Source organism: Bacteroidales bacterium (assembly GCA_021648725.1).
Taxonomy (GTDB): domain Bacteria; phylum Bacteroidota; class Bacteroidia; order Bacteroidales; family JAADGE01; genus JAADGE01.
In genome coordinates this window covers 50,850-65,888 of record JAKISF010000017.1, presented here as the reverse complement: position 1 = coordinate 65,888, position 15,039 = coordinate 50,850, and the positions used below count along the sequence as shown (strand labels likewise).

At 33.9% G+C, this 15,039-nt stretch carries 6 protein-coding genes and 1 pseudogene; 6 read left to right on the top strand and 1 reads right to left on the bottom strand.

Going from position 1 to position 15,039, the window contains the following annotated elements; all coding sequences use genetic code 11:
• The 6 genes and pseudogenes from L3J35_08070 to L3J35_08045 all read left to right on the top strand — a co-directional run bounded on the left by L3J35_08070 (position 1) and on the right by L3J35_08045 (position 13,582).
• A pseudogene (locus L3J35_08070) lies at positions 1–878 on the top strand (transposase).
• A 219-nt stretch (positions 879–1,097) separates the two neighbouring features.
• Positions 1,098–6,635, top strand: a complete 5,538-nt coding sequence (locus L3J35_08065; GenBank protein ID MCF6366143.1) for a gliding motility-associated C-terminal domain-containing protein — start codon at positions 1,098–1,100, stop codon at positions 6,633–6,635.
• 67 nt (positions 6,636–6,702) lie between these two features.
• The gene (locus tag L3J35_08060) at positions 6,703–7,632 is read left to right on the top strand and encodes a type IX secretion system membrane protein PorP/SprF (GenBank protein ID MCF6366142.1); all 930 of its coding nucleotides are present in this window, start codon (positions 6,703–6,705) and stop codon (positions 7,630–7,632) included.
• A gap of 76 nt (positions 7,633–7,708) precedes the next feature.
• Positions 7,709–9,895 (top strand): OmpA family protein, encoded by a 2,187-nt coding sequence (locus L3J35_08055; protein ID MCF6366141.1) that lies wholly within the window; start codon positions 7,709–7,711, stop codon positions 9,893–9,895.
• A gap of 12 nt (positions 9,896–9,907) precedes the next feature.
• Complete coding sequence (locus tag L3J35_08050; protein ID MCF6366140.1) at positions 9,908–12,073, top strand: OmpA family protein; 2,166 nt, start codon at positions 9,908–9,910, stop codon at positions 12,071–12,073.
• A 201-nt stretch (positions 12,074–12,274) separates the two neighbouring features.
• Positions 12,275–13,582, top strand: coding sequence for a citrate (Si)-synthase (locus L3J35_08045; GenBank protein ID MCF6366139.1), 1,308 nt, complete (start codon positions 12,275–12,277; stop codon positions 13,580–13,582).
• 51 nt (positions 13,583–13,633) lie between these two features.
• Here the strand turns inward: L3J35_08045 and L3J35_08040 are convergent, their stop codons facing one another.
• Entirely contained in the window at positions 13,634–14,956 is a 1,323-nt protein-coding gene (locus tag L3J35_08040; protein MCF6366138.1) for an MBOAT family protein, read from the bottom strand.
• Positions 14,957–15,039 lie beyond the last annotated feature (83 nt).

Sequence of the window (15,039 nt, the reverse complement as noted above, 5' to 3'; positions counted from 1 at the left end):
GTAATTACAGTAAAAAGCCAAGAACATATAGAAAAACATCCCGAACATAAGATTTAAACTTCTCAAACAACAGAAGAAAATCAAAAAAAACCATACGGAAATTTATCAGAAAACAATTAGGATATTTGAACCGGAACTTATCACACATTGAGCAGCTTTTAGATAATATTCAAAAAATAAGAAGCAAAGAAAACAATACCGGTTCACAGTCTTCGTCCCGGTTTCCTTTATCAAAACGGGACCAAAAAATATATTGGGTTTTGCAACATATTTATCAGCAGCAAAAATACATGTATGATAATCATACCCACAGTGTTAAGGATAGGATTGTAAATATTTATCAGCCCTATGTTCGTCCTATACAAAGAGGGAAAGATAAAGCTGCAACTGAATTTGGTGCGAAAATCAGTGCAAGTGAAGTCGATGGAATGAGCCGTGTGGAAAAAATTAGCTGGGACAATTTTAATGAGGCAGGAGATTTAGAATTACAGATAGAAATGTTTAAAAAAACTTTTGGCCATTACCCTGAGTTGTTATTGGCAGACCAAATATATTTAAACAGAAAGAACAGGAAGTTGCTGAAAATGAAAGGGATAAGAATTGTCGGCAAGCCTTTGGGCAGGCCAAAGAAAGAAAAATTATCAGCCTATCAGAAGCGGAAATTAAAAAAAGAACGAAACCAAAGAAACTTGATAGAGGGGAAATTCGGACAAGGAAAAAATGCTTATGGTCTTAGTAATATAAAAGCAAAACGGAAAGATACTTCGGAGAGTTGGATAAGTGCTATATTCTTCATAATGAACCTAATAACCCTATTAAAAGTGGCAGATAAGTATGCCTTTTTTTGTGCCTTTATCGAAAATATGTTTTCAAAGCTATATTTTCCGATTTTAAATTTTACAAAAACACAAATCCAAATTTTTGACTTGTATTTTTGTGATGATGAAATAAAAAAATCAGAAATAAGCTGTTTTTAAGGCCGAGAAAATCAGCAAGCCCTAGATTAAAGGCAATAGAAACTTAAAGCCCGAAAAGCGAAAAAATTACAAGCACGTATATTGCAACAAATAATTTAAACAAAATTTAAACAAGAAACTATGAAGAATTTTTTATTTTTTTTTATATTGATATATGTTCTTTTATGTGTTCAGGATATGAATGCCGAAGGTATAAAAGAATTAGCAAACGGTACAACAAATTATCCGGAAACCAACTTTGGATCAAATGGTTGGACTGACCCCGGAGCACCTGATCATTTAAAGTTATTTATTTATATAAAAGATCCCACAACAGAAAGCATCTATTTCGGGTTTTCTGCAAACAGTGAAACCTATAATATTTATGACCCGAACGGAGTCTTGGTATATTCAAACACATCAAATGCCAATGCAGCAAATGTAAGCGAAGCAATAACCGGACCTTCTCAAATTGTCGGTGCCGGAGGATATCTTGCCCAAACATACACCCCGGTTTCAGGTTCTCCTGCCGGTAATTATTATATTGAATTTGACGGTGCGGCTAATATGGCCTACTGGGATATTTCTGTCGCAAAAGCCGGTAATAATTATACTGAACTTGGCCGAGTTTGGTCAATGATATGGTGGATGAATATGGGAGGATGGAATGCGTCGGATTCATTCGAAGCAACCGTTTATGCATATTCAACAGAAGGTTTTGTTTCAAAAGTGAATTATAAAGGCTCAGATTTTCGACCATATGTTTTCTCAATATATTATAATGCATCCGGACCCGGTAATTCCGGAGATTTAGCACAAGACAGAAAATCAATAAACGGAGCAAATGCCGGAACAGCATCTTTCCCTGTTTTTCTTAATCCGCCACCCGAAGAAATTATGCCGAGTGCTTCATTCGGCGATTTAGTTGCCACACCTTATGTAACAAGAACTGCTGCAAGCGGACCGAATAAATACAGTTTTAATTTATCATCTACTCAGCCGGGTACGTTCAGAATTTTATTAAATGTTGAAAATCCTGCAGTACCTGATGTATATGACGATGTGTTAAATACAACGGACAGAGTTCTTGTATTTGATATAATTCCTGCAGCCGGAGAAACAGCACCATATATACGCTCTATGCCTTGGGATGGTATAGACGGGAACGGGAATATTTTAGCAGACGGTTACTTATTGCATTATACAGTTTCTTATGCAGACGGAAGAAGTAATTTCCCGACTTATGATGCAGAGTATTTATACAACGGACTTTCAGTAAACCAAGTTCGACCTTCGAACCCTTATGTTGTTCAACTGTATTGGGATGACTCAAATATCCCGGACGCTACCGGTGACGGAAGCCCTAAAGTTGAATTAAACGGTGCATTAAGTCCGGCTCATACCTGGTCAAATGCTGATTATGGAAATCTTAACACAATTAATACTTGGTGGTATTGTAATGTTAAGCAGGATACCGAACAAACCGTTCCGCTACCTGCTATAAGCACTTCTGCTCCTACAATTCAAGCACATGATATCGTATTTTCTGAAGTAGGGAACTCTGCCGTGAAAATTAATTGGACAAACGGTAACGGGGCTCAACGCCTTGTTTTTATAAAACAAACAACAACCGGACAACCGTTTCCTGTAGATAATACAACTTATGCTGCCAATACTGTTTTTGGTTTAGGAAATCAAATTGGTACTACAGGTTGGTTTTGTGTTTATAACGGTGCTTCTTCTCCGGAAGTAGTTGTTACCGGATTAGCAGATAATACCGATTACAGAGTCATGGTTTTAGAATATAATAATGGCTCGGGAACAGAATTATATAACACAAATACAGCTGTTATTAATCCGGCAAACCAAAAAACCTTGACGATAACACAAGCCACTAATGTTACTTTTACAAATGTTTTATCAAATTCATTTACAGTTGACTGGACAAACGGAACAGGAACAAGGCGTGTTGCATTTATTAAACTCACGGCAACAGCAGGTAATGCACTTCCGATTAACAATACAACATATACCGCTTCAACTGTTTATGGTGTAGGTGATCAAATCGGCTCATCCGGTTGGTATTGTATTTATGATGGTATCGGTTCAAATGTAGATATTACTAATTTGGCCAAAGCTACTGATTATACAGTTATGGTTTGTGAATATTTCGGCTCGCCCGGAAATGAAAATTATCTGACCGTTACGAATGCAACAGATCCTAATAACCAAGTTACAGCTGCATTGTCTCCTGCTCATCATCTCGTTTTTAGTGGAGTTACAACGAACTCTTTTCAAGTTGATTGGACAGACGGTGACGGTATTGCTCGACAAGTATTCATAAAACAAACAAATTCAACAACAGATGAACCTTTTCCCGTTGACGGAACAACATATACAGCAAATCCTGTTTACGGATCCGGTCAACAAATCGGAACAACAGGTTGGTTTTGTGTTTACGATGGCGTTCCCTCTACAGTATCAATTTCAGGTTTAAGCCCTTCAACTGAATATAGGGTAATGGTATGCGACTATACCGCAGGTTATAATTTTATTGACGGCAGCGTCCCGACAAACCCTTTAAATCAGGCTACTTACGGTGTAACACCTACTGTACAGGCTCACGATATCACTTTTCCGAATACGGGAGCGACTCAAATGGATATAAATTGGATTAACGGAAACGGTACCGAAAGAATTGTTTTTGCAAAACAAATAAATACCGGTCAACCATTTCCTGTAAACGGAACTGTTTATGCAGCCAATTCAGGTTTCGGATTAGGAAGTGAAATCGGAACAACAGGTTGGTTTTGCATTTATAAAGGAACCGGAACATCCGTTACAATGAATAATATTTTAGAGGGAACTGAATATCGTTTTATGGTATGTGAATTTAACCAAGATGCAACAGGTCCGCTATATAATACTTCAACAGCTGTTTTAAATCCCGAAAATAACACATCTTTAACTGCAGGTATTAATGTTTCTTTAATCTCTCAACATACTACAGAAGTTGGAGGTACAGCTACATTTACGATTGTATTAAATACTCAACCTACTAATGATGTTGTTGTCGGGCTTAATTCAGACGATACAAGTGAAGGAACTATTGCTGCAACCGACATTACTTTTACATCAGCAGATTGGAATACTCCAAAAACTATTACTGTAACCGGACAAGATGATATTGTTTTTGACGGTAACATCACATATAATATTATTTCCGCACCCGCAGTTAGTTTAGATGTTAAATATAACGGAATTAATCCGAATGATGTAGCCGTAATTAATGACGATGATGAAACCGCACCTACAGTAACACTTTCTGTAAGTCCGGCAAACATTGCAGAAAACGGCGGAGTATCAACCTTAACGGCAACATTAAGCACGGCAACTTTTGAAGATGTTATCGTAAATTTGACATATTCCGGAACGGCAACAGGCTCAGGTACAGATTATAATGTTGCAACATCAATAACAATAACTGCCGGAAATACAACCGGTACAACCGACATAACCGCTGTTAATGATGCAATTTCAGAAGGAGATGAAACTGTTATTACCGATATTACAAGTATAACAGGAGGCGATGCCACAGAAAACGGAACACAACAAGCAACCGTAACGATAACGGATGATGACGGAGTTCTGGTAACAATTTCGGCAAGTCCCTTAACAATAGCGGAAAACGGAGGGATATCAACAATAACTGCAACATTAGATGCCGTAACATTTGAAGACGTAGTCGTAAACTTAACATACAGCGGAACGGCAAGTAACGGAACAGATTATACAGTTTCAACATCCGTAACGATAACTGCCGGAAATACAACCGGTACAACAGATATAACCGCAATAAACGATGCGACTTACGAAGGCAATGAAACAGTAATTACTGATATTTCAAGTGTTACGGGAGGAAATGCCACTGAAAACGGCACACAACAAATAACTGTAACCATAGATGACAATGCAGACATACCTTCGGTAACATTAAGTTCAAGTCCTGCAAGCATAATTGAAAACGGCGGAGTATCAACACTTACCGCAACATTAAGCAATGCAACTTATGAAAATGTAGTTGTTAATTTGACTTACACCGGAACGGCAACAAACACCACTGATTACGGCGTAGCAAATTCAATTACGATTTCAGCAGGAAGCCTGACCGGCACAACCGATATAACAGCAATAAACGATGCAATTTACGAAGGCAATGAAACAGTAATTACCGACATCGCAAGTATAACAGGAGGCGGTGCAAGTGAAAGCGGAACACAGCAAGAAACCGTAACTATTGATGACAATGCTGATATACCGACGGTAACATTGTTGGCAAACCCGTTAACTATTGCGGAAAACGGCGGAGTATCAGCTTTAACCGCAACATTAAGTAATGCAACTTATGAAGATGTTGTTATTGATTTGACATATACAGGAACTGCAACCGGTTCAGGAACTGATTATAATGCGTTAACTTCAATTACGGTTTCAGCCGGAAATACTATCGGAACAATTGATATAACAGCTGTTGACGATGTAATATATGAAGGAAGTGAAACAGTTGTAGCAGATATATCAAACGTAACAGGCGGAGGAGCAAGTGAAAACGGAGTACAACAAGAAACGATTACGATTGAAGATGATGATGCTCAAACAAATCTTTCAATTATAAAAATAGCTGATAATTCTAATCCTGAACCCGGAGATAATGTAGTATTTACTTTAACCGTTACAAATTCAGGACCGAGTGATGCAACAGGTGTAACAGTTACGGATAATATTCCTTCCGGATATACTTATGTGTCTGATGACGGTTCGGGAGCTTATAATGCAGGAACAGGAATTTGGGCAATAGGAGATATCATGAATTCAGGAACTGCAGTTTTAAATATTACCGTAACAGTAAATGAAACAGGAGATTATGCAAATACCGCGACAGTTGCGGGCACGGAACCGGATCCTGACAATACGGATAATTCGGACATAAATACACCGACACCCGAATTTATTTCATCAATGTCAATTACAAAGGTTGCAAATCTTCCGGAAGTAATAGAAGAAGATGCTGAAATAACATATACAATAGAAGTTACAAATACCGGAAATATGACTTTGTATAATATTGAGATAACTGATGATAATGCAGATTCGATTGACGGAAGTCCGATAACCTCACTTTCTCCCGGAGACTCTGAAATAGTTACAGCAATACATATAATAACAAATTATGATATTACAGCAGGTCAGGTTATTAATACTGCATTCGGAACAGGAGAAGATATCAACGGTAATGAAGTTACTGATGAATCTGATGATCCGAATAATTCTGCCGATATTGATAATAACGGTGACGGAGAACCGGACGACCCGACAATATCTGATGTAATTATTTCTGAAATTCAAATACCTGAAGGATTTTCACCAAACGGTGACGGAATAAATGATATTTTTGTTATAAAGGGCTTAGAGAATTATCCGGGCAATTCACTTATAATATTTAACAGATGGGGAAATAAAATTTTTGAAGCAAGTCCTTATAATAATGATTGGAGCGGTACATCAATGTTCGGCATTACAATCGGAGGCAATGAATTACCCGAAGGAACATATTTCTATATTTTGCAACCTACAAATGATACAGGTGTAATCAAAGGATATATTTATCTTACTAAGTAATATAAAAAAATAAGGAGAAGATAATAAATATTATTCCTATAAAATAAATTATCAAAAGATACAAAAAATGAAAAAGACAATTATAATAATATTATTTACAATAGTCGGATATTCGGCTCATGCACAGCAAGATGCAATGTTTACACATTATATGTTTAACACAATCGCAGTTAATCCTGCTTATGCAGGCAGTAGGGATGCACTTACGATTACAGGATTGCACAGATCGCAATGGGTAGGATTTGACGGAGCACCCACAACACAAACATTAACACTTCATACTCCGATACTAAATCAAAACTCCGGTATCGGTTTATCTTTCATCAATGATAAAATAGGACCGACAAATACAACATCATTTTATGTAGATTTTTCATACAGAATAAAAGTTAGTGAAAAAGCAAAATTAGCATTCGGTTTAAAAGGCGGTATGAATATGATGAACCATAATTTAACCGATTTGTCATTAACTGAACAAAATGACCCTGCTTTTATTAATGATGTTCAATCAAAACTATTACCGAATTTTGGTTTCGGAATGTATTATTATACTGATAAGTTTTATGCGGGAGTTTCTGTTCCGAAATTGCTTGAAAATAATTTTATTACAAATTCAACATCCGGAACTACAAATTTAGCATCTGAGAAAAGGCATTATTTTTTGATAGCAGGAAGTGTTTTTGATTTAAATGAAGAAATTAAATTTAGACCTACCGCATTTATGAAAGTAACAAACGGAGCTCCGATTGAAGGAGATATTACGGCATCCTTTATTTTTAATGAGAAATTCTGGTTAGGTGCTATGTTCAGAACAGGAGATGCTGTTGGTCTGTTAGCAGGTGTAAACATTACGGATCAATTAGCATTAGGATACTCATTTGATTGGTCTTATGCAAATACAACCATGAAATACAACGGAGGAAGCCATGAATTGATGTTGAGATATGACTTTATTTATAAAACTGAGGAAAAAATACGTTCTCCGAGATATTTCTAAAACTAAATTAAATAATTGTACAAATTTTGCACTATATTCTGAGATAACTTTAAATTTTTAAATTAAAACAAGACAAATGACTGTATTTAAGTATCTTATAGTAGTGGCATTGTTATTTCTTTCGTTTTCTTTAAGTGCACAAACAGGACAATTGAAAAAAGGAGATAAATTTTATAAGATTTATTCATATTCTGAATCAATTGAGAAGTTTGAAGACTTACCATATAAAACTTTTGAAATTAATAAGAAACTTGCCGAAAGTTATTATAAAACAGGAGATTATTTTAATGCCGAATTTTATTACAGTGAAATAGTTGATTCTCCTAAAAGTACAAGTGAAGATATCTATAATTATGCATCTGTTCTCGCAATAAATCAAAAATATACAGAAGCTGAAGAATGGATGGAAAAGTTCTATAAACTTGAAAAAGGTGACAGCAGAGCAAAATTATATTTTGAAAATAAAGGCTTTTATAATTTATTACTTACGGATAAAGAACAGTTCAGAGTAAAAAACCTTGATATAAATACAGAACAACAAGATTTCGGAACTGCATTTTATAACGATAAAATTGTTTTTGCATCAACAAGAAAAGGTACAAGATTAATAAAACGAATTTGGAACTGGAATAAACTGTCTTTTTTAGACCTATTTATTGCAGATGTTGAACACTCTCAATTAAAAAATGTAAAACCTCTGAAAAAGACCTTTAATAAGAAGTACCACGAAGGTCCTGCATCATATTCAAAAGATGGTAGTTTTACGGCTTTTACAAGAAATAATTATGGCGGAAAAAGTAACGACGGAATTATAAAACTTCAAATATTTACTTCCGAAAAAGAAAATGATAATTGGAAAGAAGCAATTCCTTTTAATTATAATAATGACAATTATTCAGTCGGACACCCTGCACTTACAGCCGACGGCAAAACAATGTATTTTGCATCCGATATGCCCGGAGGTCACGGAGGGGTTGATATTTATGTTTCAAAAAGAAATAAATTAGGAGAATGGAGTGCCCCAAAAAATCTTGGAAGAACTATAAACACTGAAGGCAATGAAATGTTCCCGTTTATTCATAAAGACGGTTTCTTATTTTTTGCTTCCGACGGATTATTAGGTTTGGGAGGTTTAGATATATATTTTTCTAAAATTAAAGAAAACGGTTTTACCAAACCGAAAAATGTAGGCGTTCCGGTCAACAGTAATTTTGACGATTTTGCATTAATCATCGATAAAAAAATGAGAAAAGGTTACTTTTCTTCAAACAGAACAGAAGGAAAAGGAGACGATGATATTTATTCTTTCAGATTATTGAAACCGTTCACTATTGATGTTATAATTAAAGGGACGGTTAAAGATGATTCCGGTAATACTTTGGCAAACACAGATGTCAGCCTATATAATAATCAAGGAGAAATTATTAAAATAATTGCTTCCGATAAAAACGGGAATTATGAATTTACTGTTTCTCCGGACTCCGAATACAAGCTGCAAGGCTCTAAGCCCAAGCATATTACAGCCTTTGCAAATATAAGCACAAAAACTGAAGACGAATTTGTATATAAAAATCTGACTCTTGAAAGGCTGCCTGATTTTACATTGCTTTGTAATGTAACAGATAAAGAAAATAATGTTCCTGTTGCCGGTGTTAAAGTATCGTATATTAATAATAAAACCGGAGAAAGAAATATTTCAAAAACTTACGATAACGGAGAATTCTTTATTAAATTAAACGAATATAAACTAAACGACAGTGTTAATTATACCTTTACTTTTGAAAAAGACGGTTTTGCCCCGAAAATTACAACTTATAACGGTATTTTAAACAGAATGGGCGAGTATAGCTTTAATATTAATCTGCAAAAAATTAAAATTGGAGAAAATTTAGGACAAATATTAGAAATAAATCCTATCTATTTTGATTTCAATAAATATAATATCAGGCCTGATGCTGCTAATGAATTAGATAAAATTGTTAAGATTATGAACGAATATCCAAAAATGGAAATAGAACTTTCATCGCATACAGATTGCAGAGGATCTTCAATTTATAATTTAAAATTATCCGACAAAAGAGCAAAAGCATCTGCACATTATATAAAAGTTCGTATTACAAACCCCACAAGAATATCAGGTCAAGGATACGGTGAAAATAAATTAATAAATAAATGCGGATGCGAAGGCGGCCAAAAAGTTGAATGTACCGAAGCACAACATCAACAAAACAGACGAACAGAATTCAAAATAATAAGAATGTAGATTTTTAAAGCTATGACAAAAAAAATATCGGGAATAATTATAATATGTCTTATATATACATCGGCATTTTCTCAAAATAATCAAACAATAAAAGGAGATCTTTTCTATGAGAGTTATTCTTATACAGAGTGTATAGAAAAATTTGAAGGTATTTCTGATAAATCAAATGAATTAAAAAGGAAACTGGCTGAATCTTATTTCAAAACCGGTAATTATGTTAAATCTGAGGAATATTATTCTCAATTAGCAAATGATGACAACAAAATTAGCGATGATATTTATAATTATGCTTTTGTATTATCCGTAAATAAAAAATATTCAGAATCCGAAAAATGGATGGTATTATTTAACAAAGTCAACAGTTCAGATAAAAGAGGTAAAGAATACATAAAAAACAAAGGTTTTTATACTAAATTATTAGAGGATAAAAATCAATTTGAAATTAAAAATATAGATTTCAATAATGAACAGGAAGATTTCGGAACTTCATACTATAAAAATAAAATTGTTTTTGCATCATCAAGAAAACAAACACAGTTTGTAAACAGAAAATGGAACTGGAATAAATTACCGTATTTAGATTTGTACATTGCTGAGACAGAGAATGGTAACTTAGTTAAAATTAAACCGTTTAAAAAATCAATAAACAAGAAATATCATGAAGGTCCTGCATCTTTTAGCGAAAACGGAACTTTTATGGTTTTTACAAGAAATAATTATACCGGCAAAAGTTCAGATAATGTAAATAAATTACAACTATATTTTTCCGAATTTGAAAAAGGAGAATGGAAAGACCCGAGTCCGTTTTTGTTTAACAGCAAAGAGTTTTCAACAGCCCATGCAAGTTTAACTCCCGACGGAAAAACAATGTATCTTGCATCTGATATGCCCGGCGGTTTCGGAGGCGTAGATTTATACATATCTAAATTAAATGAAGATAAAATTTGGACAGAACCCGTAAATTTAGGCGAAAAAATCAATACCGAAGGAAATGAAATGTTTCCGTTTATTCATAAAAACGGTTATCTGTTTTTTGCTTCAGACGGATTGCCCGGTTTAGGAGGTTTAGATATTTTCATGACAAAAGTTTCAGAAAATGATTTTTCAACACCCTTAAATCCTGGAATACCGATAAACAGCAGTTATGATGATTTTTCGTTCATAATTGATAAAGAAATGAAAACCGGATATTTCTCCTCAAGCCGAGAAGAAGGAAAAGGCAACGATGATATTTATTCTTTTAATATGTTAAAACCTTTTGGTGTTGAAATTAAAGGAACAACAAAAGATGACAAAGGAAATATATTAGCCGAAACAAATGTTATACTGTTTGATGAGTCCGGCAAAATTATAGGAATGCAAACAACAGACGAAAACGGTAATTTTTCATTTACGGTCGAAACAGATAAGAAATATAAACTTAAAGGGGTAAAAGATAAGTTTTCAAACGGGGAAAATATTATTAATACAAAAGGAATATCCGGTAAAGTTAATGCAAGCATGATTTTGTCCGGAAAAACTGACTTTTCTGTTTTTATTTCAATAATGGATAAAAAAACAAATGAACCAATAGAAAATGTCAATGTCATTCTATTAAATAAAGATACAAAACTGACAGATAAATTTGTTACAAACAAAAAAGGAAGTTTTGAAAAAATAACAAAGAATAAAAAAATAAATGATAAATTAAAGTACAAATTAATTCTGTCAAAAGACGGATACATGACAAAGAGTGTAGATTATGATATAACTCTGAAAACAGAGGGAAAACAAGAACTTAAAATGTTTATTGATAAAATTGAAGTAGGAATGGATTTAAATGATATTATTGAAATTAATCCTATCTATTTTGATTTGAATAAATATGCAATACGCTCTGATGCAGCAATTGAACTGGATAAAATTGTAAAAGTTATGACTGAAAATCCAAATATGATTATTGAACTGGGTTCTCATACCGACAGCAGAGGAAGTGACAGTTATAATTTAAAACTTTCTGATAAACGTGCAAAATCTTCCGCAAAATATATTAAAGAAAGAATTTCAAATCCGAACAGAATTTACGGAAAAGGTTACGGAGAAACTAAACTGAAAAATCGTTGTAAAAACGGTGTAAAATGTTCAGAAAAAGAACACCAAGAAAACAGGCGAACAGAATTTAAAATTATTAAACAATAACTTAAACCTAAGTATAGTTTGAGAGCGACATTTTGTCGCTCTTTTTTTTGTAATACAAACATTTGCAAGGCAATACGCCTGATATGTTGTTAAATATATGTATTAATGAATATAAAACTTACGTTTAATTATGATTTTGAACCGGATTTTCATATTTTTATAGATTAATTTATAAAAAATTAACAAAAATATACATAAATCATGTCAACTTTAAAGAAAAGATTAAAAGAAAAAATTGAAGCACACCGTCCCAGAACAATTAAATTATTAAAAGAATACGGTGACGTTAAAGTAGGAGAAGTAACCATTGCTCAAGCAATGAACGGAATGAGAGGAGTAAAAGGTTTAACAACCGACATTTCTTATCTCGACCCGGAAGAAGGTATTCGTTTCAGAGGAAAAACAATTCCGGAAGTTATGGAAGTAATGCCCAAACCCGCAGGAAAAGATTATCCTTATGTTGAAGGATTTTGGTTCTTCTTATTAACAGGTGATGTTCCTACTCAAAAAGAAGCAGAAGAAGTTGTTGAAGAATTTAAAGAAAGAAGACAACTTCCGCAATACGTTATTGATTTATTGAGGGCAATGCCGGGCAAAACTCACCCTATGGCAATGTTTTCGGCAGCATTATTATCAATGCAACAAGAATCAAAATTTGCAAGGTATTACAGCTCAGGCAAATTCAACAAAATGGATGCTTGGGAATATATGTATGAAGATGCAACCGATATTATTGCTCGTATTCCTTCTGTTGCCGCTTATATTTACCGAATGAGGTTCAAAAGCGATATGATTATCGAGCCCGATTATACATTGGATATGGGCGGAAACTTTGCACATCAAATGGGAATTCCTGACCCTTATGATGATGTTGCAAGAATGTATTTTATTCTTCACTCAGATCACGAATCAGGTAATGTTTCTGCACACACAACTCATTTAGTAGGCTCTGCTCTTTCAGATGCATATTATTCATTATCAGCAGGATTAAACGGATTAGCAGGACCACTTCACGGACTTGCAAACCAAGAAGTTTTATCTTGGGTACAAGGTGTTCGTGAAAAAATGGGAGGCAAAGTTCCTTCAGAAGATGAAATGAAAAAATTTGTTTGGGACACTTTAAACTCAGGAAATGTAATTCCGGGATACGGGCATGCAGTTCTCAGAAAAACAGACCCGCGTTACCAATCTCAAAGAGAATTTTGCTTAAAACATCTTCCGAATGATGAATTATTCAAATTTGTTGATATATTGTATAAAGTAGTTCCGGATATTTTAAAAGAACACGGTAAAGCAAAAAATCCTTGGCCTAATGTTGATGCACAATCAGGTGTTATTCAATGGTTCTTCGGATTAAGAGAATATGATTTCTATACAGTATTGTTCGGCGTAGGACGTGCAATAGGTGTTCTTGCTAATTTAACTTGGGACAGAGCATTAGGTTATGCAATTGAACGACCAAAATCATTAACAACTGATATGTTAGAAAAAATTGCAGGTATAAAATAAAGTATTTTTCTTTTTATTTTAAGACTGTCCGTAAAAAGACAGTCTTTTTTTTTAGAATCGGAAATAAATAAATTCTTGAATACCGTAATTCCCGAAAGCGATTAAACCTAACATTACACAATAATAAATGCCCCACCTTACAAAAACCGGTTTATCCGAAACATAAGAAACAATATCTTTTTTTCTTTCGATTAAATTAACAACAAATAATATCGCTATTAAAATAAAATTCCTCAGCAACATAGGTCTGTTAAAATTTAAGGAAGTAAGTGCAAAATCAAAGCTGTTTTTAAGCAATGTCCATGCAATTGTAACTGATTCTGCTCGAAAGAAAATCCAAGCAAGGTTAACAAACAAAAAGACAAATGAAATTTTAATAATTTGATTAAATATATTTTTTCCTACAAAAATTTTAAGAGGGAAATACTTTTCAAGTAAATAATAAATACCGTGCAAAGCACCCCAAATAAGGAAATTCCAGCTTGCCCCGTGCCAAAATCCGCTCAATATAAACACAAACATAATATTAAAGATAAACCGTAGCTTTGTTTTTGTTCTGCTGCCCCCTAATTGAAAAAAAACATAATCTCGAAACCAAGTGCTGAGAGAAATATGCCATCGACGCCAAAAATCTGCAAATGATTCGGCAAAATACGGTAATCTGAAATTAATTCGTAACTCATAGCCTAAAACTTTTGCAGTTCCTCTTGCAATATCAGTATAACCAGAGAAATCTCCGTAAATTTGAACAGCAAAAAAGAAGGTAACCAACCAAATATCTAAACCGTGATAAGCCGCAGGATTTTTATATACGGCATCAACAAGCAAAGCCATGCTGTCGGCAATCACTATCTTTTGAAAAAAGCCCCAGACAATTAGTTTAAATCCGTCTGTGATACGCTTATAATCAATTTTTGTGAGTTTATCAAACTGGGGCAGCAGCTTACCGGCTCTTTCAATGGGTCCGGCAACTAATTGCGGGAAGAATGATACAAATAAAGCAAATTTTATAAAATTGTGTTCTGCCTTAATTCTTTTTTTATAAACGTCAATTGTATAGCTTATGGTTTGAAAAGTATAAAAAGAAATTCCGACAGGCAGAAGCAATTGTTCAAAACCTTGCCCCTGAAAAAGATGATAACCTAAAAAACGATATGCGTTTTTATCAAAAAAGTGGAAGTATTTAAAACTGAACAGTATCAACAAATTTACACTTATACTTAACCAAAGAAGTCTCTTTCTTTTTTTTTGAGCTTCGGCTTTTTGAATATTAAGTGCTACAAAATAATCAACGGCTGTTGATGTAAGCAGAAGAACAATATATTCGAGCTTCCAAACGGAATAAAAATACCAACTTGCCGCAAGCAATAACATTCTCCGGTGTTTTACCTTCTTCAACATAAAGAAGATAATAACAACAACAGGGAAAAATATTAAAAAATGTCCGGAATTAAATA